Origin of the sequence: Salipiger sp. D13 (assembly GCF_003703915.1) — a bacterium.
Taxonomy (GTDB): Bacteria; Pseudomonadota; Alphaproteobacteria; order Rhodobacterales; family Rhodobacteraceae; genus Salipiger; species Salipiger profundus.
In genome coordinates this window covers 64,785-87,173 of sequence record NZ_ML112593.1, presented here as the reverse complement: position 1 = coordinate 87,173, position 22,389 = coordinate 64,785, and the positions used below count along the sequence as shown (strand labels likewise).

The 22,389-nt window shown below is 69.3% G+C and carries 21 protein-coding genes and 1 other RNA gene; 6 read left to right on the top strand and 16 right to left on the bottom strand.

From position 1 onward, the window contains the following. Positions 1-21: 21 nt before the first annotated feature. Positions 22-1,125: an NAD(P)/FAD-dependent oxidoreductase gene (locus tag D6860_RS08935; RefSeq protein ID WP_076625375.1), complete on the top strand. Its 1,104-nt coding sequence runs from the start codon at positions 22-24 to the stop codon at positions 1,123-1,125. Then, entirely contained in the window at positions 1,122-2,039 is a 918-nt protein-coding gene (locus D6860_RS08930) for an NAD-dependent epimerase/dehydratase family protein (RefSeq protein ID WP_076623724.1), read from the top strand. Before D6860_RS08935 ends, D6860_RS08930 begins: the two co-directional genes overlap by 4 nt. Before the next feature lie 335 nt (positions 2,040-2,374). Here D6860_RS08930 and D6860_RS08925 read toward each other — a convergent pair whose 3' ends face one another. Further along, positions 2,375-4,138 (bottom strand): DNA polymerase III subunit gamma/tau, encoded by a 1,764-nt coding sequence (locus D6860_RS08925; RefSeq protein ID WP_076623725.1) that lies wholly within the window; start codon positions 4,136-4,138, stop codon positions 2,375-2,377. Between the two features lie 388 nt (positions 4,139-4,526). On the opposite strand from D6860_RS08925, the gene D6860_RS08920 reads away from it, so the two are divergent. Continuing rightward, positions 4,527-5,036, top strand: coding sequence for a phosphatase domain-containing protein (locus D6860_RS08920; RefSeq protein ID WP_017468867.1), 510 nt, complete (start codon positions 4,527-4,529; stop codon positions 5,034-5,036). A gap of 205 nt (positions 5,037-5,241) precedes the next feature. On the opposite strand, the gene ffs is transcribed toward D6860_RS08920, so the two are convergent. Together ffs and D6860_RS08910 are read right to left on the bottom strand one after the other, a co-directional pair. Next, positions 5,242-5,340: signal recognition particle sRNA small type (ffs, locus tag D6860_RS08915), an RNA gene on the bottom strand. Between the two features lie 70 nt (positions 5,341-5,410). Continuing rightward, complete coding sequence (locus tag D6860_RS08910) at positions 5,411-7,387, bottom strand: bifunctional 2',3'-cyclic-nucleotide 2'-phosphodiesterase/3'-nucleotidase (protein ID WP_076623726.1); 1,977 nt, start codon at positions 7,385-7,387, stop codon at positions 5,411-5,413. A 191-nt stretch (positions 7,388-7,578) separates the two neighbouring features. On the opposite strand from D6860_RS08910, the gene nudC reads away from it, so the two are divergent. Together nudC and D6860_RS08900 are read left to right on the top strand one after the other, a co-directional pair. Beyond that, entirely contained in the window at positions 7,579-8,538 is a 960-nt protein-coding gene (gene nudC, locus D6860_RS08905; RefSeq protein ID WP_076623727.1) for an NAD(+) diphosphatase, read from the top strand. Between the two features lie 47 nt (positions 8,539-8,585). Beyond that, the gene (locus D6860_RS08900) at positions 8,586-9,074 is read left to right on the top strand and encodes an SRPBCC family protein (protein WP_076623728.1); all 489 of its coding nucleotides are present in this window, start codon (positions 8,586-8,588) and stop codon (positions 9,072-9,074) included. A gap of 14 nt (positions 9,075-9,088) precedes the next feature. Here D6860_RS08900 and D6860_RS08895 read toward each other — a convergent pair whose 3' ends face one another. From D6860_RS08895 to D6860_RS08885, 3 genes are all read right to left on the bottom strand, one after another. Next, positions 9,089-9,736, bottom strand: a complete 648-nt coding sequence (locus D6860_RS08895; RefSeq protein ID WP_076623729.1) for an ATP-binding cassette domain-containing protein — start codon at positions 9,734-9,736, stop codon at positions 9,089-9,091. Then, the gene (locus D6860_RS08890; RefSeq protein WP_076625376.1) at positions 9,729-11,369 is read right to left on the bottom strand and encodes an ABC transporter permease; all 1,641 of its coding nucleotides are present in this window, start codon (positions 11,367-11,369) and stop codon (positions 9,729-9,731) included. Before D6860_RS08890 ends, D6860_RS08895 begins: the two co-directional genes overlap by 8 nt. 78 nt (positions 11,370-11,447) lie before the next feature. Continuing rightward, on the bottom strand, positions 11,448-12,653 hold the full coding sequence (locus D6860_RS08885; RefSeq protein WP_076623730.1) for an ABC transporter substrate-binding protein: 1,206 nt from the start codon (positions 12,651-12,653) through the stop codon (positions 11,448-11,450). 163 nt (positions 12,654-12,816) lie between these two features. Between D6860_RS08885 and D6860_RS08880 the strand changes: the two genes are divergently transcribed. Then, a complete protein-coding gene (locus D6860_RS08880) occupies positions 12,817-13,416 on the top strand; it encodes an SAM-dependent methyltransferase (RefSeq protein WP_076623731.1) in 600 nt (199 codons plus the stop codon). 19 nt (positions 13,417-13,435) lie between these two features. Here D6860_RS08880 and D6860_RS08875 read toward each other — a convergent pair whose 3' ends face one another. The 10 genes from D6860_RS08875 to gap all read right to left on the bottom strand — a co-directional run bounded on the left by D6860_RS08875 (position 13,436) and on the right by gap (position 22,375). After that, positions 13,436-14,131, bottom strand: coding sequence for an HAD-IA family hydrolase (locus D6860_RS08875; RefSeq protein ID WP_076623732.1), 696 nt, complete (start codon positions 14,129-14,131; stop codon positions 13,436-13,438). Further along, positions 14,128-14,793 carry a phosphoglycolate phosphatase gene (gene gph / locus D6860_RS08870; protein ID WP_076623733.1) on the bottom strand — a complete coding sequence of 222 codons (666 nt, stop codon included), beginning with the start codon at positions 14,791-14,793 and terminating at the stop codon, positions 14,128-14,130. Before gph ends, D6860_RS08875 begins: the two co-directional genes overlap by 4 nt. Before the next feature lie 23 nt (positions 14,794-14,816). Next, positions 14,817-15,371: a thioredoxin family protein gene (locus D6860_RS08865; RefSeq protein WP_076623734.1), complete on the bottom strand. Its 555-nt coding sequence runs from the start codon at positions 15,369-15,371 to the stop codon at positions 14,817-14,819. A 4-nt stretch (positions 15,372-15,375) separates the two neighbouring features. Then, positions 15,376-16,077 carry a ribulose-phosphate 3-epimerase gene (gene rpe / locus D6860_RS08860; RefSeq protein ID WP_076623735.1) on the bottom strand — a complete coding sequence of 234 codons (702 nt, stop codon included), beginning with the start codon at positions 16,075-16,077 and terminating at the stop codon, positions 15,376-15,378. Then, positions 16,074-17,000: a CbbX protein gene (gene cbbX / locus D6860_RS08855; RefSeq protein ID WP_076623736.1), complete on the bottom strand. Its 927-nt coding sequence runs from the start codon at positions 16,998-17,000 to the stop codon at positions 16,074-16,076. The genes rpe and cbbX overlap by 4 nt, the downstream gene beginning before the upstream one ends. A gap of 95 nt (positions 17,001-17,095) precedes the next feature. Continuing rightward, entirely contained in the window at positions 17,096-17,515 is a 420-nt protein-coding gene (locus D6860_RS08850) for a ribulose bisphosphate carboxylase small subunit (RefSeq protein ID WP_017470096.1), read from the bottom strand. Between the two features lie 66 nt (positions 17,516-17,581). Further along, the gene (locus D6860_RS08845; RefSeq protein ID WP_076623737.1) at positions 17,582-19,045 is read right to left on the bottom strand and encodes a form I ribulose bisphosphate carboxylase large subunit; all 1,464 of its coding nucleotides are present in this window, start codon (positions 19,043-19,045) and stop codon (positions 17,582-17,584) included. Positions 19,046-19,069: 24 nt separating this feature from the next. Next, positions 19,070-20,149, bottom strand: a complete 1,080-nt coding sequence (gene fba, locus D6860_RS08840) for a class II fructose-bisphosphate aldolase (RefSeq protein ID WP_076623738.1) — start codon at positions 20,147-20,149, stop codon at positions 19,070-19,072. Positions 20,150-20,165: 16 nt separating this feature from the next. Beyond that, positions 20,166-21,374 (bottom strand): phosphoglycerate kinase, encoded by a 1,209-nt coding sequence (gene pgk / locus D6860_RS08835; protein WP_076623739.1) that lies wholly within the window; start codon positions 21,372-21,374, stop codon positions 20,166-20,168. Next, positions 21,374-22,375: a type I glyceraldehyde-3-phosphate dehydrogenase gene (gap, locus tag D6860_RS08830; protein WP_076623740.1), complete on the bottom strand. Its 1,002-nt coding sequence runs from the start codon at positions 22,373-22,375 to the stop codon at positions 21,374-21,376. The genes pgk and gap overlap by 1 nt, the downstream gene beginning before the upstream one ends. Between the last annotated feature and the right edge of the window lie 14 nt (positions 22,376-22,389).

Here is a 22,389-nt window from a genome sequence, read left to right as displayed (position 1 = left end):
CTGGAACGCAAGGGGGAAGCCATGCCTGACATCATCGTGATCGGCGGCGGAATGGCCGGGGTCAGCGCCGCCGCCGCCCTGTCGGAGACAGCGGATGTGCTGCTGCTCGAGGCCGAACCCGGCACCGGGCGGCATTCCACCGCCCGCTCGGCGGCGATCTTCATCCGCAACTACGGAAACGCGGCGCTGCGGGCGCTGAACGACCGCTCGGCGGTGTTCTTCGAGACGCCCGACATCGAGGTCGACGCGCCGCTGCTGACCCCGCGCGGCGAGATGATGCTCGCCACCGAGGACCAGCTCGACCTGCTCGACGATTACATGGCCGGCAGCGCCGGGCTCGAGCGGCTCACCGGCCCCGAGGCCGAGGCGCTGGTGCCGATCCTGAAGCCGGGCCATGTCGCCGCGGCGGTCATCGAACGCGACGCCCGCGACATCGACGTGGAGACGATGATGCAGGGCTACCTCCGCCAGCTCCGCGCGCGCGGCGGCGAGGTCCGCGTCAAGGCGCCGGTCTCGTCGCTAAGACGCGAAGGCGGGGCCTGGCAGATCGTCGCCGGCGGCGAGACCCACGCCGCGCCGGTGGTTGTGAACGCCGCCGGGGCCTGGGCCGGCGAGATCGCCCGCATGGCCGGCGCGCAGCCGATCCCGATCCAGCCGCACCGGCGCTCTGCCGCCGTGTTGCCGGCGCCGGGAGGGCATGACGTGGACGGCTGGCCGCTCTTCGCCTCCATCGCCGAGGACTGGTACGCCAAGCCCATGGGCGGCCGGCTGATGGTCAGCCCGGCGGATGCCGATCCGGTGCCGCCGCAGGACGCCTGGGCCGACGACATGGTGCTGGCCGAGGGGCTGCACCGCTACGAATGTGCGGTGACCGAGCCGGTGACGCGGATGCTGTCGAACTGGGCCGGGCTGCGCAGCTTCGCGCCCGACAAGACTCCGGTCTGTGGCTTCGACGCCGGGGCCGAGGGCTTCTTCTGGCTCGCTGGGCAGGGTGGGCACGGCATCCAGACCGCGCCGGCGCTGGCCGAACTGACGGCGGCGCTCTGCGCCGGACGCCCGCCTGCGCTCGGCCCCGAGACCTGCGCGGCGCTGTCGCCCGCCCGCTTCGCCGGGGCCGACGCGTGAGCCGCGTCTATGTCACCGGCTCGTCCGGCGTTCTCGGCTTCGAACTGCTCGCCCATCTCACCGCGACGCTCGGCCCCGACGTGAGCGGCGTTGCGCGGCGGAGGCTGCCGCGCGGCGCGGGCCGGCTCGCGCAGATCGTCACGCCCGACGTGCTTTGGCCGGTCTGGCTGCCGCGCGACGCGCGGGGCGCCACGATCGTGCATTGCGCGGGCCTCGCCAGTCCGCGCGTGCCCTTCGAGTCCTACGCTGACCTCAGCCGCCGCGAGATCGAGCCGCAGGTGGGCTTTGCCGAGGCGCTGGTGGCGCGTGGCTGGTCGGGGCACATGGTCTATGTCTCGTCGGCCGGGGTCTACGGCGACACCGATGACCTTCCGATCGCGGAAAACGCGCCGCTCAACCCCAAGTCGTATTACGCGCTGCAGAAGATGGTGACCGAGCAGGCGCTGCTGCAACTCGCCAACCGTCACGGCTTTCGCCTGACGATCCTGCGGCTGGCCAATGCCTACGGCTCGCCGCTGGCCGGGCCGGGCTACGGCGTCGTGTCGATCCTGCTCGATGCGCTGCGGACGGGGCGTGAGTTCAAGCTCTTCGGGACCGGCGAGAGCCTGCGCGACTACATCCACGTCGCGGATTTCCGCACGGCGGTGGAGCAGGTGTGCACGCTGAAGCTGCCCGACCGCATCACCACGCTCAACCTCGGCACCGGGCAGGGCACCTCCCTCGCGCGGCTGGTGACGCTGGTGCAGGAAACGACCGGTCGGACTCTGGCTCTGCGCCGGGCACCGCTCGACAGCGAGCTGAAATCGAGCGTGCTCGACATCCGCAAGGCGCATCGGCTGCTCGGCTGGCAACCCCGCATCGGCATCGAGGACGGCTTGCGCCTGACCATCGAGGCCATGAGCCGGGTTGGGTGAGGCGAGCGTCCAACGGTTGGATTGATAACTCACCCTACAGGCGTTGCGCTGTGTGCGGAGCCGGGGATTGGACTGCGGGAGGCCTTCACCGCACGCGGGTCCGGGGGATCCGTCGTAGGTGGGTTTGCAACCCAGCATGTGGCCGGCCGTCCGGGCGCCGATCCCTTCGGCGATGATGGCCGCCCCGGTCCCGGAACGGCCTTTCGGCCACCTGTGATCTCGCAGGTCTTTCCCTATCGGATGCGGTCGCGGCCGAAGGCACCGTCAATGGCCTCGCGCGGCGGCGAAACGCATCCGTTTTGACGTGGACGACCGCGCCGGTCCCGGCGCAGCCGTCAGTCTTCCTCGAAGGGATCCCACTCGTCCTCGACCTCGGGCAGGGCTTCGGCGCTGGCTTCCTGCGCAACCTCCTCGGCGGTGCGGATCTCGAGAATCTTCGCCTTCGGAAAGGCCTCGAGCGCGGCCCTGACAAGCGGATGCTCGGAGGCCTCGGCCTTCAGGGCAAGCTCGGCGGCGTTGTTCTTCTCGTAGATCGTCGGCGCGTCGCAGCCGTTCACCACCGAGACGCCCCAGCGGTTGCCGGTCCAGCGTTGCAGGGCGCTGCCGAGGCGCTGGGCCAGGTCGGCCCGGGCGCCCTCGGCAGGCGTGAACTCGATCCGGCCCGGCTGGTAGGCCGCGAGGCGCACGCCGCGCTCGACCTCGACCAGGAGAGTCATGTCGCGGTTGGCGCGGATCAGCTCGACCGCGTGCTCGAAGGTGGGGAAACGCGCCAGCGCGTTCTCGGCAGCTACCGCCCGCACCGCGTTGCCCTGCGTGGCAACGGGGCCGGACGGGCCGGGATGCGTGGGCTGCGGCTGGCCGGTCGCCTGCGCGTTGCCGCCGCCGGGGGCTTGCGCATAGCCGCCGCCACCGCCGTTCGGGCCCGGAGCGGGCGGCGGCGGCGTGTCCTGCAGCTTTCGGATCAGCTCCTCGGGCGAGGGCAGCTCGGAGACATGGGTGAGCCGGATCACCGCCATCTCGGCGGCCATCATCGCGTTCGGCGCCTGCGCCACCTCGTCGAGCGCCTTGAGCAGCATCTGCCACATCCGCGTCAGCGCCCGCATCCCGAGGGTCTCGGCAAGGGTCTGGCCGCGGGCACGTTCGTCGGGCGAGATCGTCGGATCCTCGGCGGCCTCGGGGGTGATCTTGACCACCGAGACCCAATGGGTGAGCTCGGCAAGGTCGCACAGCACCGCCAGCGGGTCGGCCCCGTCGGCATATTGCGCCGACAGCTCGGTCAGCGCGCCGGGCGCATCGCCGCGCATGATCGTCTCGAAGAGGTCCATGACCCGCTGCCGGTCGGCGAGCCCGAGCATGGCGCGCACCTGCTCGGCGGTGGTCTCGCCGGCGCCGTGGCTGATCGCCTGGTCGAGCAGCGAGGTCGCGTCGCGGGCAGATCCCTCGGCGGCGCGAGTGATGAGCGCCAGAGCGTCGTCGGTGATCTGCGCGTTCTCGGTGCCGGCGATGCGCTTGAGCAGGCCGATCATCACCTCGGGTTCGATCCGGCGCAGGTCGAAGCGCTGGCAGCGCGACAGCACCGTTACCGGCACCTTGCGGATCTCGGTGGTGGCGAAGATGAACTTGACGTGCGCAGGCGGCTCCTCGAGCGTCTTGAGCAGCGCGTTGAAGGCCGAGGTGGACAGCATGTGCACCTCGTCGATGATGTAGATCTTGTAGCGCGCGCTGGCCGCCCGGTAGTGCACGCTGTCGATGATCTCGCGGATGTCGCCGACGCCGGTGTTCGACGCGGCGTCCATTTCCATCACGTCGACGTGGCGCCCGTCCATGATCGCGCGGCAGTGCTCGCATTCGCCGCAGGGTTCCGTCGTGGGCCCGCCCTCGCCGTCGGGCCCGATGCAGTTCATGCCCTTGGCGATGATCCGCGCGGTGGTGGTCTTCCCGGTGCCCCGGATGCCCGTCATGATGAAGGCCTGCGCGATGCGCCCGGCCTTGAAGGCGTTCTTGAGGGTGCGCACCATGGCATCCTGCCCGACGAGATCGGCGAAGGTCTCGGGTCGGTACTTGCGGGCGAGAACCTGGTACTTGGGGCTGTCGGTCATTCGGGGGCCTGTGACGAGAAGGGGTCGCTGCCAAGGTATGCGCCCGGCGGGTCGAGGTAAACCGGCCCCGGGCGAAAACAGACGGAACGCGCGGCGCGCGGCGCGACGAAGGTCTGCACCGGTGCGACGTCATTTTGCCTTAACGGTGCGGAGGCGGAACGGTATCATCGACCGAGGTTTCGAGGGGAGAGCAGGTCATGCGGTCAGGGCGTGCGCGCATTCGCCGTGACATCGGCGGGGGGAGCTGCAGGTTGCAAGCGACCTGCAGCGAAACCGGTCGGGTGGCGGTCTACCTCGCTTGTCGTCTTTCAGCCGCTGACCTGTCGGTGCCAGTGTCCGCCTCACATCGCGATGTGCCCGCGCAGCGAAGGATGGAGGCGGCCCGCGCATGATCATCCATGCACTTCCCGTATCGGGCGGTATCCTCGCCATCTCGCCGATGCCCGGAGCGGGCGGCGACGTGGAGGGCGACCTGCTACACATCGACGAATGGCGGCCGGCGCTGGTGATCTCGCTGGTAACCGCCGAGGAGCTTATCGAGGTGGACGCCCTGCAGATCGGCCAGCATGTGCAGGATCACGGCGCACGGTGGGAGCATCTTCCGATCCCGGACTACGGTGTGCCGGGCGAGGATGTCATCGGACGCTGGCCCGCCGTGAGCGGATTCGTCCGCCATGCGCTGCTCGGCGGCGGTCGGGTCCTGCTGCATTGCCGGGGGGGCTGCGGCCGCTCGGGGATGGTGGCGCTGAGGTTGATGATCGAGGCGGGCGACGCGCCGGACGAGGCGCTGGCGCGGCTTCGCGCGGTGCGGCCCTGCGCGATCGAGACAGAGGCGCAGATGGGCTGGGCCATGGCGGCCCGACGCCAGGCGGCGGTTTTCCAGCGCCATGCCGAGTGACCGCGCAAGAAAATTCGGACGAATTTTCTTCAGCGAAGATTTTTCGAATGAAAAATCTCGGTCTGCCGCGCCGTTCTCCTGGCAGCGAGATCTTTCTTGCGAAACATCTCGCCCCACGCCGGAACCGGCAGCAACATCTTGTCGGGGAAGACGGCTGCGCCGCCCGTTCATCAGCGCATGGCCATGCGAGAGGCGCACGGCGCTGAAGTGAGAGGCTGGACAACGACCCAAGCGGGGCTCGTTACGGCTGCTTCCTTCCGGACCTGACCGGGTTGGCGAGGCGCTTGCCCGCGCCAACCTCTCGAGCCCTCATCTAGGGAACCTGCGATGGATTCGCAACCCCGTGCGCGCAGCCGGTGCCGCGCGCGAACGACCTAGAGCGTGATGCGGTAGAGCGCGAAGCCGTCCTCGGACTGCCCGGCCGCGCTGATGTCGAGCGTGTCCAGCGCGTCGATGTATTGCTCTGCCGTCGGGCCGGTCTCGAAGAGCACGGTGGTGTCCTCCATCGGCACGAACGACCAGTTGCCGTCGGCGGCAGGGTCGATGGTGCCCTGCTCGACGATGTAGCGGACGATGACGTCGCGGTTGGTGTCCGGCGCCTCGAAGATGACCGTGTCGCCGGTGCCGGGGAAGCTGCCGCCGCCCGACGCCCGGTAGTTGTTGGTCGCGATCACCACCTCCATGTCGTCCGCCAGGGGCGCGCCGTCGATGGTCAGGTCCTTGATCCGGTTGGCCTCCGGGTGCGCGATCTCGCCGTCCGAGGTGAATTTCGAGGGCTCCGACAGGTCGATCCGGTAGTTCACCCCGTCGATCACGTCGAAATTGTAGCTGGGGAAATCGGGGTTCAGCAGCGGCGCATCCTCGGCGCCCGGTTCGATCCGGTTGAACATGCCCGCCGAGCGCTCGAGCCAGTCGCGCACCTGCTTGCCGGTCACCTTCACCGCACGCACGGTGTTGGGGTAGAGGTAGAGATCGGCCACGTTCTTGATCGCGATGTCGCCCGCGGGGACGTCGGTGTAATACTCCGGCCCGCCGCGACCGCCGGCCTTGAACGGTGCCGCCGCCGAGAGGACCGGCAGGTCCGCGTACTCGGTCTCGGCCAGCATCTGCTCGATGTACCATTTCTGCGCATTCGACACGATCTGCACCGAGGGGTCATCGGCCACCAGCGCGAAATAGGAGTGCAGCGGCGCCGAGGTCTTGCCAACGGCGCGCCGGACATAGGCGAGCGTCGCCTCGTGGGCCTCCTGCGAGGCAGCGATGATCTCGGGATCGTCCTCGACCAGCGCGGTGACCGACCGGTCCTCGTTGCGCTTCGCGATGGGCCGCGCCTCGGTCTCGGCCGAGACCACGCGCCAGCCGTTGCCGTCGCGCTCGAGCAGCAGGTCGATGAGCCCCATGTGCGAGCCCCAGAAGCCGCCCATCACGGCGGGCTTGCCGTGCAGCGTGCCTTTCTCCGCGTCGACGGCGGCAAAGCCCGCGTAGGTGGGCGAGGGGAAGACAAGGTGGCTGTGGCCGGTCATCACCGCGTCGATGCCCTCGACGCCGGCGAGCGGCACGCTGGCGTTCTCCATGCCCTCGGTGTGGTCGGCCGAGCCGATGCCCGAATGGCTGAGCGCCACGACGATGTCGGCGCCTTCCTCGAGGATCTGCGGCACCCATGCCTCGGCTGTCTCGACGATGTCGCGGGCCTGCACGTTGCCCTCGAGGTGCTTGCGATCCCAGTTCATCACCTGCGGCGGGGTGAAACCGATGACGCCGACGCGGATCGGGTGGGTGTTGCCGGCGCCGTCGGTGACCTCGCGGTCGAGGATCACGTAGGGCTTGAAAAGCGTCCTGTCGCCGCGCGGGCCGCTGCCGGTCTCGGTGGCGATGTTGGCCAGCACGACGGGAAAGTTGGCGCCCGCCGTGGCCTTCTTCAGGAAGTCGAGCCCGTAGTTGAACTCGTGGTTGCCGATGGTCGCGGCGTCGAAGCCGAGTACGTTCATCGCGTCGATCACCGGGTGGGTGTCGCCCTCTTTCATGCCACGCTCGTAGGCGACGTAATCGCCCATCGGGTTGCCCTGAAGGTAGTCGCCGTTGTCGACGAGCATGGTGTTCGTCGCCTCGGCGCGGATATCGTTGATGATGCTTGCCGTGCGCGACAGGCCGACCGTGTCGACCGGCTTGTCGGCGTAGTAGTCGTAGGGGCGGACGTGCACGTGAAGGTCGGTGGTCTCCATGATCCGCAGATGCGCCTGGTTGCCCGCGGCATTGGCGGAATAGGGGTGAAGCGCGATCAAGGCAGAGCCCGCGGCGGTGCCCGCCAGGAACGAGCGGCGGGTCAGGTCTGGATGTCGGGTGCGGGCCATGCGGGCTCTCCTTGTCTCGTGCGCGTCGTCTTTGCGGGAGTTTTCCAACAGACCTGCGACAAGGGGAGGGTGACGTCGCGTCGCGCAACCTTCGCAAGAACGATACGCGCGATTTGCCCGCAGGTTGAAACCGATTTGCCACGCCCCGGTGGCCGTGCCATGGCTTGTGCCGCCGCAAAGGAGAACGATGGATGCGACACGCGGAAGAGGTGACCTTCGGGGGATCGGGGCTGGATCGCGCGGCAGAGCTGCGCGGCGACATCCCCGCCATGGCCGCGCTGATGCAGGCGCCGGAGACCCGCACGCTGGCGCTGTGGCGCGGCAAGCTGCTGATCTCGGACGATGCGGCCTGCCGGCTGCCGCTCGATCACCCGGTGCTGGCCGAGGCCCGCGGCACGCCGCTGTTTCTCGGCCGCGAGGAAAGCGGGGCGGCGATCTTCGCGCATGACCTGTCGGGCTGGGAGCCCGGGGACGGTCAGGCCGAGCCGGGCGGTTTCACCGACACCAGCGAGCAGCATCACCCGGCCTGTGCCGAGGACGAGGTTTTCGTCGAACTGCGGGCGTTGCTGACGCGGTTGGCTCCGCGAGACGCGGAGCTGGCGGCGACCGCGCGGGGGCTGTTCTCGTGGCATGCGACGCACGGGTTCTGCGCCCGCTGCGGTGCTGAAAGCGACGTGACGCAGGCCGGCTGGCAGCGCGTCTGCCGCAGCTGTGGCGCCTCTCATTTCCCGCGCACCGACCCGGTGGTCATCATGCTGATCACCCGGGGAAATTCCTGCCTGCTCGGGCGCTCGCACGGCTGGCCCGAGGGCATGTATTCCTGTCTCGCGGGCTTCGTCGAGCCGGGCGAGACCCTCGAGGCCGCCGTGCGCCGCGAGGTGCACGAGGAATCCGGCGTGCGCGTCGGGCCCGTGCGCTATCTCGCCAGCCAGCCGTGGCCGTTCCCGGCCTCGCTGATGATCGGCTGTCACGGCCTTGCCGAAAGCGACGAGATCGAGATCGACCCGGTCGAGATCGAGACCGCGCGGTGGGTCAGCCGCGAGGAACTGGTGACCGCCTTCGCCGGCGAGCACCCGGGGCTTCACCCCGCGCGCAGAGGCTCGATCGCGCATTTCCTGCTGCGCAACTGGCTTGCGGACCGGCTGGATTGACGCGAAGGTAGCCTCAAACAACAACCTGAACGACGGGGACGGGGCAGATGGAGCTTTCCACACGCGAGGATATCGAGGCGCCGCTCGACCGGGTCTTTGCCGAGGCGACGGATTTCGAGCAGATGGAGCGTCTCATCATGCGCCGTGGCGTCGACGTGCGGCAGGTCTCGGGCGATCCGGCCGCGCCGGCCGAGGGCATGTCCTGGCACGCCGACTTCCGCTTCCGGGGCCGCGCGCGCGAGGCCGACATCACGCTCATCGACTACGATCCGCCCAACGCGATGACCTATCGCACCGTGATCGGCGGGCTCGAGGCGATCACGGTCGTTGATTTCATGGCGCTCTCGCGCACCCGCACGCGGGTCGGGCTGGCGATCGAGCTCAAGCCCAAGACGCTCTCGGCGCGGCTTGTCGTGCAGTCGATGAAGCTTGCGCGCGGCAGTATCGAGAAGAAGTTCCGCGTGAAGATGGCGGAATACGCCAAGGATCTCGAGGACCGGCTGAAGCGCAGCGACCCGGCAGGCCAGACGGGCTAATCGGGCCGGACCGGCTAGGGCGCCTCAGGGTCCAGGCGGATCACCCGCCCGCCCGCCGCGGCGGCATCTTCGGCGTCATGGGTCACCAGCAGCACCGGCAGCCGGTCCGCGCGGGCGCGGTCGAAGACCAGCCGGCGGACCTGGTCGCGCAGATGCGCGTCGAGCCGCGAGAACGGCTCGTCGAGCAGCAGCGCGCGGGGCGCGGCCAGCAGGGTGCGCATCAGCGCCACGCGGGCCTTCTGGCCCCCTGACAGCGTCGCCGGATCGCGCCCCGCGAAACCGGCCAGCCCGACCTCGGCGAGAGCCTCCTCGACCCGCGCCCGCCGCGCCGCCCGTCCGCGCACCGCGCGTGGCAGGCCGAAGGCGAGGTTTCCACCCACCGAAAGATGCGGAAACAGCAGCTCGTCCTGGAACAGGATGCCGGTGCGCCGGGACTCGGGGGGCAGGGCGGTGATGTCCCGCCCGTCAAGCAGCACCCGGCCGCTCAGCGCGAAGGCCGGCGCGAGCGTGCCGGTGATCGCCGCGAGCAGCGTCGACTTGCCCGAGCCCGAGGGGCCCATCACCGTCAGCACCTCGCCGGGGCCGACGGCCTCGTTCAGCGCGACGAGCATGCGCGCGCCTTGCGCGATGCGGAGGTCATCGAGGATCAGCCCCTCAGCCATGTCGCAGTCCTCTCCGGTTGCGCCACACCAGCGCCGGCACCAGCAGCGCCAGCGCGAAGGGCAGGAAGGCGGCGGCGGTCTGGGCCAGCGCCGTCACCCCGATCACCCGCCGCGCCCCGCCCGAGGCCAGCGCCACGGCCTCGGTGGTGAGCGTGGGCACACGGCCAGCGCCGAGCAACAGGGTGGGCAGGAACTGCCCCACCGAGACCGCGCAGCCGATGGCGGCGGCGGTGAGCAGCGGGCGCAGCATCATCGGCAGCCGCACGCGCCAGAACACGCCCGACGGCCCCGCGCCAAGGGCTCGTGCAACGGTTGCGTGGCGCCGGTCCCACGCCCGCCACGGGTCCGACAGCGACAGGAAAACATAGGGCAGCACGAAGACCACGTGCACCGCGATCACCGCCGCCCGCGTGCCATCGACCCCGCTCACCAGCGCGAGGATCTGCAACCCCGGCAGGAAGGCGATCTGCGGCACGATGAGCGGCAGGTAGAGCAGCCAGAGCGCGCGGGTGGAGGGGCGCAGGCCGAAGCGGTCCTCGGCCTCGAGGCAGGCGGTCACCAGCACCAGCGCCACGGCCACGGCGGCGAGCGCGATGGTGGCGGTCTGCAGCGCCGGGGACAGCAGCGCCGGGCCTTGGCGCATCCAGCTTTTCAGGGTGAACGCATCTGGCAGGAACGCGGGAAAGCCCCAGAAGCCGGCGACCGACCAGACCGCCAGCGCCGCGAGGCCGAGGAACACCGCCGCCGCGCAGAGCGTGCCCAGAACGAGCGCCGCACCGCGCAGCGCGCCGTCATGCGGACCGGGCGCACCGCTTTCGAGCCAGCCGTGGCCCAGACGGGCGATGACCATCTCGCCAAGCCGCCACAGCCCCAGCGCCGCGACGGTCAGCACCAGTTGCAGCACCGCGCCGGCGGCGGCCTGCAGGCGCATGTCGAGGTCCGGGTCGTTCATCCAGCGCAACACCTGCACCGACAGCGTCGGCGGCGTGTTCGGACCGAGGATCATCGCCACGTCGACCACGCTCATGGAATAGGCGAGCACCGCGTAGAGCGGCAGCCGGATCTGCGGGTAGAGCCTCGGGAAGATCGTCTTGAGCCAGCCCGTGCTGCGCCCGTAGCCGAGCGCCCGCGCGGTGTTCAGGCTCTGCCCGGGGCGCAGCGCGGGCAGCGCGGCGAGGGTCATCAGCAGCAGGAATGGCACCTCCTTCACCACCAGCCCGGCGATCAGCGACAGGCAGAGCGGGTCCTGCACGATCAGCAGGTCGGGAGGCCGCTCCCAGCCGGCAAGTGGCGCGAGCGCACGGGCGATCCAGCCCGAGGGCGCGATGAGAAAGGCCAGCCCGAAGGCGGCGGCGGCATGCGGCACCGACAGCAGCGGCGACAGCGCCCGTTCGAGCCAGCCGAAGGCGCGGGTGCCCTGCCAGCCGGCGCAGATCAGCATGGTGACGACCAGCGCGAGCGCGGTGGCGATCAGGCCGGAGCCAAGGCTCTGGCCGACCGCGCGCGGCAGCCCCGGCCAGCCCGCCAGCGCCTCGAAGGCGGCCAGCGTCGGCTCGGCCCGCCCCAGCGCCGGCATGATGCCGAAGGCAGGCAACAGCGTGCCCGCCAGCCCCGCAAGCACGGGGCCGAGCATCACGACAAGCGTCAGGGCCGGGGCGAACCGGAGCGGTGTCACGTCACTGGGCAGATCGCTGGGCGTTCACCGGGCAGGTCACTGGGAGACACCGTAGCGCGACGTCCAGTCCTCCTCGAGCCGTTCCATCCACGAGGGATGCGGCTCGGGCAGGGGCGTGCCCAGCTCGTCCGGCGTGAGGGTGGCGGGGCCAAAATCGATCTCGTCGAAGCGCGCCCGGTCTTCCGGCGCGAGCCGCTCGAGGTCGAGCACCGTGCCGAGCCCCCAGACATCGGGGTCGGCCATGCGGGCCTGCGCCTCGGGTGACAGCAGGATGTTGGCCACCACCATCGCGCCGGCCTTGGCGGAGGCGTTGTAGGGGATGGCGACGAAGCTCGCGTTGCCGAGCGTGCCGTCCTCGTGCAGGTGGCTGCGCACGGTGTCGGGCAGCTGTCCGTTGGCGATGGCGTTCGACGCGGCGTTTGGGTTGAACTCGAAGCCGATGTCGATCTCGTTGTCGGCCATCAGCTGGATGAGCCGCGCGGCGTTCTGCGGATAGGCGCGGCCCTGCCGCCAGAGCAGCGGCGTGAGGTCGTCCATGAAGTCCCAGAGCGGGCCGGTGGCGGTCTCGTAGTCGGCCTTGGTCACCGGGTGGGCCAGCGCGTCGGGCGTCGGCGTGAGCTCGATCAGCGCCTGCTTGAGAAATGTCGAGCCAAGGAAATCCGGCGGCTGCGGAAAGGCGAAACGTCCGGGGTTGTCGCGCAGCCAGTCGAGCAGCGCCTCCATCGAGCGCGGCGGTTCGGGCAGGCGCGCGCTGTCGTGGTAGAAGACCAGCTGCGCCGCGCCCCACGGGCTTTCGAGTCCCTCGGTGAGGACTGTGAAATCGGCGCTCAGCGCGTCGTTGGCGGGATCGGTCAGGTCGCGGTTCGGCAGGTCCTCGGCCCAGGGACCGAAGAGCAGCTCCTGCTCCTTCATCGCAGCGAAATTCTCGCCGTTGATCCAGATGAGGTCGATGCCGCCGTCGTCGTCGCGCCCGGCGGTCTTCTCGGCGAGCACCCGGCTCACCGCCTCGGCGGTGTCGGTGAGCTTCACGTGCTCGAGCGTCACGCGCTGCTCGGCGGCCTGCTCGCCCACCCAGGCGATGTAGTCGTTGACCACGTCCGAGCCGCCCCATGCGTTCCAGTAGACGGTCTGGCCCTGTGCCGCCTCGACGACCGCGTCCCAGTCGGCGGGATCGGGGTCGGCTGCGGCCGCGGGCAGCGCGAGCGTGAGCGAGGTCGCGGCGGCGATGAGCGTGGCTTTCATGTCTCTCTCCCAGCGGAGCCGGACGGGCCGGCGGATTGCCCGGCATCAGGACGATCCGCGGGCGTCCGGTCAAATGACATTCCGGTGCGTCAAGTTGCAAGCCCTGCCTTGTCGGGGTCGGTACGGCCGCCTAGCTCATGTGGAAACATCGCGAGGTTTGCACATGTGGGAAGAGCGCTACGACACCGACGATTACCTGTTCGGCCGCGCCCCGGCCCGGTTCCTGAAGACGCACGAGGCGTGCCTGACGCCGGGCGCAAAGGCGCTGTCGGTGGCTGACGGCGAGGGCCGCAACTCGGTCTTCCTCGCGCAGAAGGGGCTTGAGGTGACGGGGTTCGACTACGCGCCCAGCGCCGTCGAAAAGGCCCGGGCGCTCGCGGCCGAGGCGGGAGTGAACGTGCGCTACGAGGTCGGCGACATCGAGACGTGGGGCTGGCCCGAAGCGGCCTATGATCTCGTGGTCGGTATCTTCATCCAGTTCGCCGGCCCCGACCTGCGTCCGCGCCTCTTCGAACGGATGAAACGGGCACTGAAGCCCGGAGGTGTGCTGCTGCTGCACGGCTACACGCCGAAGCAGCTCGACCACGGCACCGGCGGGCCGAAGGTGCTCGAGAACCTCTACACCCCCGAGCTCCTGCAGGAGGCCTTCGGCGACATGGAGATCCGCGAGCTCGAAAGCTACGAGGCCGAACTCAGCGAAGGCACGGGCCACGTGGGCCGCTCGGCGCTGATCGACCTCGTCGCCGTGAAGCCCGCCCCCTGAGCATCGGCCCGGTCACGGCTCAGGTGCGGACCGACAGCATTTCGTGCAAGTCGCGGGGCAGGTCGGCGGGGGCGAGCGAGGCCACCGTCTCGGCCCCGGCGAAATCCTCGCCGATGGTGTAGATCGAAGGCCGGACGATGACGCGCAGCCCCGCTGCCCGAGCCGCCAGAACGCCGTTGCGGCTGTCCTCGAGCGCGAGCGCCGCCTCGGCGGCGATCCCGAGCCGCGCCAGCGCAAGCGTGTAGACATCGGGCGCGGGCTTCTTCGCGGCGACCTCGTCACCGGCGGCGATCACCTCGAACATCTCTTCGGCGGGCCGGCCCCAGCAGCAGCGGCAGAGCGCCTCCACGTTCGGCCGGCTGGTGGTCGTGGCGATGGCAAGCCGCAGGCCGGCCGTGCGGCCTGCGTCCATCAACTCGGCAACGCCCTCGCGCAACTCCAGCCCGCCGCGTTCGAGCAGGCTGACGTAGCGCGCCGTCTTCTCGGCGTGCAGGGCGGCCACGTCGACCGCATCGCCCGGCGCGCCCGTCTCGGCGAGATACGCGCGGATGCGCTCCTTGCCGCCGGTGGTCCGCAGCAGGCGGCGGTAGTCGTCGCGGCTCCAGCGCCAGTCCAGGCCCTCCGCCGCAAAGGTCTCGTCGAAGGCCTGCCGGTGCGCTTCCTCGGTCTCGGCGAGCGTGCCGTCGACATCGAAGAGTAGCGCCCGCAGCGTCATGCCACGGCGTCGGCGAAATGCGCCGCGACGATATCGGGCAGGCGGTCCCAGTGGTCGAAGGCATGGGCGTGCGGCAGCGCCTCGAGCGGGGTCTTGCGATAGCCCTCGGTGTAGATCGCGAAGGGTATCCCGGCGCGCTCGGCGGTCTCGGCGTCGACCTCGCTGTCGCCGACGTAAAGCGCGGTGCCGTCGGCGAGCGCGCGTGCGACGTGATGCAGCGGCGCCGGATCGGGCTTGCGCTGCGGCAGCGTGTCGCCGCTGGCCACGGCCTGCATGTAGCGGTCGAGCCCGAAGTGGCGCAGCGCGATACGGGTCGGCTGCTCGGGCTTGTTGGTGCACAGCCCCATGGTGCAGCCCATCGCCTCGAGCCGCGCGAGCGCATCCACCACCCCGGGGTAGAGCGTGGTAAGCCCCGGCTCGCCCTCGTAATGCCCCATGAACTTCGCCAGCAGTCGCGCGTGTTCCCCGGCATCGTCCCCGAGCCCCGACGCGCGCATCACCTTGCGCATCAGGTCCGCGGCGCCGTGGCCGATGAAGCTGCGGGCCTGTTCGAAACTGATGGCCGGCAGGCCCTCGCTCTGCAGCACGAGGTTGGCCGCCCGGTGCAGGTCCGGCGCGCTGTCGATCAGCGTGCCGTCGAGATCGAAGATCACGACTTTCATGAAGGCTCCTTTCCGGGCGGCGTCTAGGCCGCCTTCCACTTGATCGAGCAGCCCATCGAGGGGATCTGTTCCCGCGGGCCGTGCCCGGTCTCGGCCACCTGGCGCATCGCCTCGTAAAGATCGCGGCGCAGGTCGGCGGGGCCGGCCTCACGGCGCGAGGCGTCGAGCCGACCGCGGTACTGCAGCCCGCCCGAGGCGTCGAAGCCGAAGAAATCCGGCGTGCAGGCGGCATCGTAGGCACGCGCCACGCCCTGTCCCTCGTCGTAGAGGTAGGGGAACGGGAACGCCTTCTCGGCGGCCATCTTCCGCATGTTCTCGAAGCTGTCCTGCGGGTAGCTCTCGGCATCGTTCGCGCTGATCGCCGCGACACCGATGCCCAGCCGCTGCAGGTCACGGGCGTCGCGGATGATGCGGTCGATCACCGCAAGCACGTAGGGGCAGTGGTTGCAGATGAACATCACCAGCGTGCCCTTCGGCCCGGCGATATCCGCGTAGGTGTAAGTCCGGTCGTCGGTGCCGGGCAGCGAGAAGCCCGGCGCCGGCCAGCCGAAGTTGCAGACGGGAGGCATCACCGGCATGGGATCAGGCCGCCTCTGCCCGCGCGCCCTCGGCGGCGTCGCGGATCGCCCGCATGTTCGCGCCGTAGACCTCGGGTGTGTCGACCGAGCCGCCCTTGAACACCGCCGACCCCGCGACGAGCACGTCGGCCCCGGCCTCGGCCACCAGCGGCGCGGTCTCGGGGGTGATGCCGCCGTCGATCTGGATGTGGATCGGGCGGTCGCCGATCATCTGCCGCATCTTGCGGGTCTTCTCGACGCCGGAATGGATGAACTTCTGCCCGCCGAAGCCGGGGTTCACCGTCATGATGAGCACCATGTCGCAGAGGTCGAGCACGTCGGCCACGGCCTCGGCGGGGGTGCCCGGGTTCAGCACCACGCCGGCCTTCACGCCCTGCGCCTTGATCGCCTGCAGGGTGCGGTGGATGTGCGGCCCGGCCTCGACATGGGCGGTAATCATGTCGGCGCCCGCCTCGGCATAGGCCTCGATGTAGGGATCGACGGGCGCGATCATCAGGTGCACGTCCATGAAGGTCTTCACGTGCGGCCGGAAGGCCTTAACCGCCGGCGGGCCGAAGGTCAGGTTGGGCACGAAATGCCCGTCCATCACGTCGACATGCACCCAGTCGGCGCCCTGCGCCTCGATGGCGCGGATCTCGGCACCGAAATTGGCGAAATCGGCCGAAAGGATCGACGGGGCGATCTTGATCGAACGGTCGAAGCTCATGCGCTGGTCTCCTCTTGCGCGCGGTCCGCGCCCAGCCCTCCGGCAAAGACGCGGCTCGGGCGGATGTCCGCCTCGGTGATCGTGCTCAGCGCCGTCGCGTCGAGCGGGCCGTCCGCGGTTTCGAACAGCCGGTTGGCCTGCCGCAGCCGCGCCCGGTCGAGCGCATTGCGGATGGAGCGCGCATTGGCGAAATGCGGCTGCGCGCGCCGCTTGCCGATATACTCCTCCATCGCACGCTTGCCACCCGCGTCAAAGACGTAATTCTGCTCGCCGAGCATCGTCTCCGAGATCTGCGCGAGCTCGTCGTCGCTGTAGTCGGGAAACTCGATGTGATGGGCGACCCGCGACCGGAAGCCCGGGTTCGACTCGAAGAACCGGTCCATGCGGTCGGCGTAGCCCGCCAGCACCACGACAAGATCGTCGCGGTTGTTCTCCATCACCTGAAGCAGGATCTCGATGGCTTCCTGGCCGTAATCGCGTTCGTTCTCGGGGCGGTAGAGGTAATAGGCCTCGTCGATGAACAGCACGCCGCCCATCGCCTTCTTCAGCACCTCCTTGGTCTTCGGCGCGGTGTGACCGATGTATTGCCCCACGAGATCGTCGCGCGTCACCGTCACCAGGTGGCCCTTGCGGACGTAGCCCAGCCGGTGCAGCAGGTCGGCGATCTTCAGCGCCACCGTGGTCTTGCCGGTGCCGGGGTTGCCGGTGAAGCTCATGTGCAGGGTCGGCGTCTCGGTGGCGAGTCCCATCTCGCGCCGCGCCCGGTCGACCAGCAGCAGCGCCGCGGTTTCCTTGATGCGCTTCTTCACCGGGGCAAGGCCGATCAGCGTCTCGTCGAGCTCGCGCAGCACGTCCCGCACGCCGGACTCCTCGTAGGAGGCGGCAAGATCCACCGTCGTCGGAATCTGTGTCTCGGCATTCATGAGGCGGGCTCCCTGTCTTCTTCTGGCTGAAAATATCCTGCGGGGGTCCGGGGGCGCAAAGCCCCCGGTCCGGAGGTCGCGGCAGGCGCGACGGCTCAGGCGTAGCGTGCGCCCTCTGGCTCGCGCATGGCGTAGCTCTCGATGGTGTAGCGGATCGAGCGTCCCTCGGCCTCCTGCCGTACCACGCGGAAGCCCGGCTCCTCGGCGGGGCGGTTGACGATGAAGCTCATGCGGATCGATTCCCATCCGGCGGTGGCGTCGAAGGCAAGCACCCGGATGTATTTCGAGCCGTGCTCCTTGCGGCACTCGTTCACCTCGAAGACCACGGCGGCGGCGTCGCGGTTGTCGAACATCGGGTGGCCCCACATCTCCCAGTAGCTGTTCCGGGGGTGCGGATCGTCGGTGTATTCGACCGACACCGCCCAGCCCTGGTCGATGGCGTATTGCGCCTGGGTGCGGATGTCGTCGTCGGTGAGGTCGGGAAGAAAGCTGAACTGGCCCTGTCTCAGTCGCATGGGGTTGGTCCTTTCGGTATGAGGGTCACGGGGTAGGGTGGGCAATGCTGCCCACCCGGGGCTGGGTCAGGCGGACACTTCGGGCGTCGGCGCGAAGTCGGGCGCGTCGGTCGAGGCGTAGTCGAAGGTCACGTCCTTCCACGTGTCCAGCGCCTGCTTCAGCGGCGTGCAGGTGCGGGCGGCATCGCGCAGGATGTCCTCGCCCTCGTTCCAGATGTCGCGGCCGGCGTTGCGGGCAAAGACCATCGCCTCGAGCGCCACGCGGTTCGCCGTCGCCCCCGCCGCGATGCCGTGCGGGTGGCCGATGGTGCCGCCGCCGAACTGCAGCACCACGTCTTCGCCGAGGTAGGTGAGCAGCTGGTGCATCTGGCCGGCATGGATGCCGCCCGAGGCCACCGGCATCATCTTGTTCAGCGAGGCCCAGTCCTGGTCGAAGAACACGCCGTTCTCCAGCGCCATCGGGTTATATTCCTCGCGGAAGATGTCGTAGTAGCCCTTGGTGGTGGCCGGGTCGCCCTCGAGCTTGCCCACGACCGTGCCCGCGTGCAGGTGGTCGACGCCGGCGAGGCGCATCCACTTGGCGATGACGCGGAAGCTGACACCATGGCTGCGCTGGCGGGTGTAGGTCGAATGCCCCGCGCGGTGCAGGTGCAGGATCATGTCGTTGTCCCGCGCCCATTTCGCCATCGACTGGATCGCCGTGTAGCCGATGACGAGGTCGATCATGATGATGACCGAGCCGAGCGACTTGGCGAACTCGGCGCGGGCATACATCTCCTCCATCGTGCCGGCTGTGACGTTGAGATAGGTCCCCTTCACCTCGCCGGTCGCAGCCGAGGCGCGGTTCACCGCTTCCATGCAGTAGAGGAACCGGTCGCGCCAGTGCATGAAGGGCTGCGAGTTGATGTTCTCGTCGTCCTTGGTGAAGTCGAGCCCGCCCTTCAGCGCCTCGTAGACCACGCGGCCGTAGTTGCGGCCCGAAAGCCCCAGCTTCGGCTTCACCGTGGCGCCCAGCAGCGGGCGACCATAGGCGTTGAGCCGCTCGCGTTCCACCACGATGCCCGTCGCCGGCCCCTGGAAGGTCTTCACGTAGGCCACGGGCAGGCGCATGTCCTCGAGCCGCAGGGCCTTCAGCGGCTTGAAGCCGAAGACGTTGCCGATGATCGAGGCCGTCAGGTTGGCGATCGAGCCCGGCTCGAACAGGTCGAGATCATAGGCGATGTAGGCGAAGAACTCGCCGGGGCTGTTGGGCACCGGGTCCACGCGGTAGGCCTTGGCGCGGTACTTGTCGCAGGCGGTCAGACGGTCGGTCCATACCACCGTCCAGGTCGCCGTGGAGGACTCGCCCGCGACGGCCGCCGCCGCTTCCACCTCGTCCACGCCATCCTGCGGGGTGATGCGGAAGAGCGCGATGATGTCGGTGTCCTTGGGGGTGTAGTCCGGCTCCCAGTAGCCCATCTGGGCATATTTCATCACGCCCGCGCTGTAGCGCTTCTTGGCGTCGGTAACGGTCTTTGCGTTGTCCAGCATGGTTTTCTCCTCCTCTGGATGTCGTCAGGCGGCCCGGGCCGCGGCAATCTGGGGGTCGAGCGCACCGCTTGCGTAGCGGCGCGCCATCTCGTCGAGCGAGACGGGCTTGATCTTCGCGCTCTGGCCGGCGGTGCCGAAGCGTTCGAACCGGTCGCGGCAGAGCGCCGTGAGCTCTTCCATCGCGGGGATGGTGAACTTGCGCGGGTCGAACTCCTCGGGCTTCTCGGTGGCCACGCGGCGGAACTGGCCGGTCATCGCCATGCGGCAGTCGGTGTCGATGTTGACCTTGCGCACGCCCATGGCGATGCCGCGCTCGATCTCCTCGACCGGTACGCCCCAGGTCTGCGGCATGTGCCCGCCATTCTCGTTGATGAGATCCTGCAGGTACTGCGGCACGCTCGACGAGCCGTGCATCACGAGGTGCGTGTTCGGCAGCTTCTCGTTGATCCGGCGAATGGTCTCCATCGACAGGATCTCGCCGTCGGGCTGGCGGGTGAACTTGTAGGCCCCGTGCGAGGTGCCGCAGGCGATGGCGAGCGCGTCGCACCTGGTCGCCATGACGAACTCCATCGCCTGGTCGGGGTCGGTCAGCAGCTGGTCGTGCGACAGCTTGCCCTCGGCGCCCGAGCCGTCCTCGGCCGCGGCCTCGCCGCTTTCCAGCGAGCCCAGCACGCCCAGCTCGCCCTCGACCGAGGCGCCGACCGCATGGGCGGCGGTGGTGACACGGCGGGTGATCTCGACGTTGTACTCGAAGCTCGCGGGCGTCTTCATGTCCTCTTCGAGCGAGCCGTCCATCATCACGCTGGTGAAGCCGTGACGGATCGCCGAGAGGCAGGTGGCGTCGTTGTTGCCGTGATCCTGGTGCAGCACGACGTGGATGTCGGGATACATCTCGCACAGCGCCTCGACCATGTGGCGCAGCATGATGTCGCCGGCATAGGAGCGCGCGCCGCGGCTGGCCTGCAGGATGACCGGGGCGTCGCAGGCCTCTGCCGCCTTCATGATGGCCAGGCCCTGCTCCATGTTGTTGATGTTGAAGGCGGGCACGCCGTAGGCGTTCTCGGCGGCGTGATCCAGAAGTTGTCTCAGCGTTATCAGTGCCATGGTGTTCGGTCCTCCCTCAGGCCGCTTGCTTGGGCGCGCAAAGCGCCGCGATGCCGGGCAGCGTCTTGCCTTCCAGCCATTCCAGGAATGCCCCACCGGCGGTGGAGACATAGGTGAAGTCGCCCGTGACCCCGGCGGCGTTCAGCGCCGCGACGGTGTCGCCGCCGCCGGCGATGGCCACCGCGCGGCCCTCGTGGCAGAGGTCGGCGGCCTTCCGCGCCACCGCGACCGTCGCCGCGTCGAAGGGCGGAATCTCGAAGGCGCCGAGCGGGCCGTTCCACAGGATCGTGTGGGCGTGGTTCAGCCGCGCCATGAAGGTCGTGGCCGACCGTGGCCCGGCGTCGAGGATCATCGCGTCCTCGGCGCATTGGTCGGCGGCCACCGTCTCGCAGGGGGCGCCGGCTTTGAACTCGCGGGCGACGACCACGTCCTCGGGCAGCAGGATTTCGCAGCGCGACCGTTCGGCCAGCGCCTCGATCTCGCGCACCGTGGCGACCTGGTCGGCCTCGTGCAGCGAGCGGCCCATCGGGCAGCCGCGTGCGAAGAGGAAGGTGTTGGCCATGCCGCCGCCGACGATCACCGCGTCGAGCCTGCCGACGAGGTTCTTCAGCACCGCGATCTTGGTCGACACCTTGGCGCCGCCCACCAGCGCAACCGAGGGCCGTTCGGGGGCCTCGAGCGCGGAGGTGAGCGCCTCCATCTCCTCGACCAGCAGCGGGCCGGCGTAGGCCGGAAGCAGACCCGCGACGGCGGCGGTCGAGGCGTGGGCCCGGTGCGCACAGGAAAAGGCATCGTTGACGTAGAGGTCGCCGAGACGGGCCAGTTCCGCCGCGAAGCCCGCGTCGTTCGCGGTCTCGCCGGGGTTGTAGCGCAGGTTCTCGCAGAGCAGCACCTCGCCGTCCGCCAGCTGCTTCGACAGGATCACGGCGCCCTCGGTGGCGCAGGTGTCGGAGAAGCGCACTGGCACGCCGAGCGCCTCCGACAGTGCCGGGCGCAGCTTGTCGACCGAGAACGACGGGTCGAGCTCGCCGGGCTTCGGCCGCCCGAAGTGGGTGAGGATCACCAGCCGGGCACCGCGTGCCAGTAGCGGCTTCATGCCCTCGGCGAAGCGGGTGACGCGGGTGGCGTCCGTGACCCGGCCGTTTTCGACCGGCACGTTCAGGTCGGCACGCACGAGCAGGCGTTTGCCGGTGACGCTTTCGCCGCTGATCGGACGGATGCGCATCAGATCAGCCTCCCCATCGCGACGGCAGTGTCGGCCATGCGGTTCGAGAAGCCCCACTCGTTGTCGTACCACGACAGGATGCGGACCATGCGGCCGTCCATCACCTTGGTCTGGTCCATGTGGAAGACCGACGAATGCGGATCGTGGTTGAAGTCGATCGAGACGTTGGCGGCGGTCGTGTAGCCCAGCACCCCCTTGAGCGGGCCGTCGGCGGCGGCACGGATTGCGGTGTTGACCTCGTCGACGGTCGTGTCGCGGGCGGCCTCGAACACGAGATCGACGACCGACACGTTCGGGGTGGGCACGCGGATGGCGACGCCATCGAGCCTGCCGTTCAGTTCAGGCAGCACGAGGCCCACGGCCTTGGCGGCACCGGTCGAGGTCGGGATCATCGACAGCGCCGCGGCGCGGCCCCGGTAGAGATCCGCGTGCATGGTGTCCAGCGTCGGCTGGTCACCGGTGTAGCTGTGGATCGTGGTCATGAAGCCCTTTTCGATGCCGATGGCATCGTTGAGGGCCTTTGCCACCGGCGAGAGACAATTCGTGGTGCAGGAGGCGTTCGAGACGACGACATCGTCGGCGGTCAGGCTGTCGTGGTTCACGCCGTAGACGATGGTCTTGTCCGCGCCCGACGCCGGGGCCGAGACCAGCACGCGCTTCGCGCCGTTCTCGAGGTGCAGCGCGGCCTTGTCCCGGGCGGTGAAGAGGCCGGTGCATTCCAGCGCGATGTCCACGTCACCCCAGGGCAGGGCGGCAGGATCGCGCTCGGCGGTGACCATGATCGGTCCGGTGCCGGCGTCGATTGTGTTGCCGCTGACCGTGACCTCGCCGGGGAAGCGCCCGTGGACGCTGTCGTAGCGCAGCAGATGGCCGTTGGTCTCGACCGGGCCGAGGTCGTTGATGGCAACCACCTCGATGTCGGTGCGACCCGATTCCGCGATGGCGCGGAGCACATTTCGCCCGATACGGCCGAAGCCGTTTATCGCAACCTTGACAGTCATGGATGTCCCTTTGT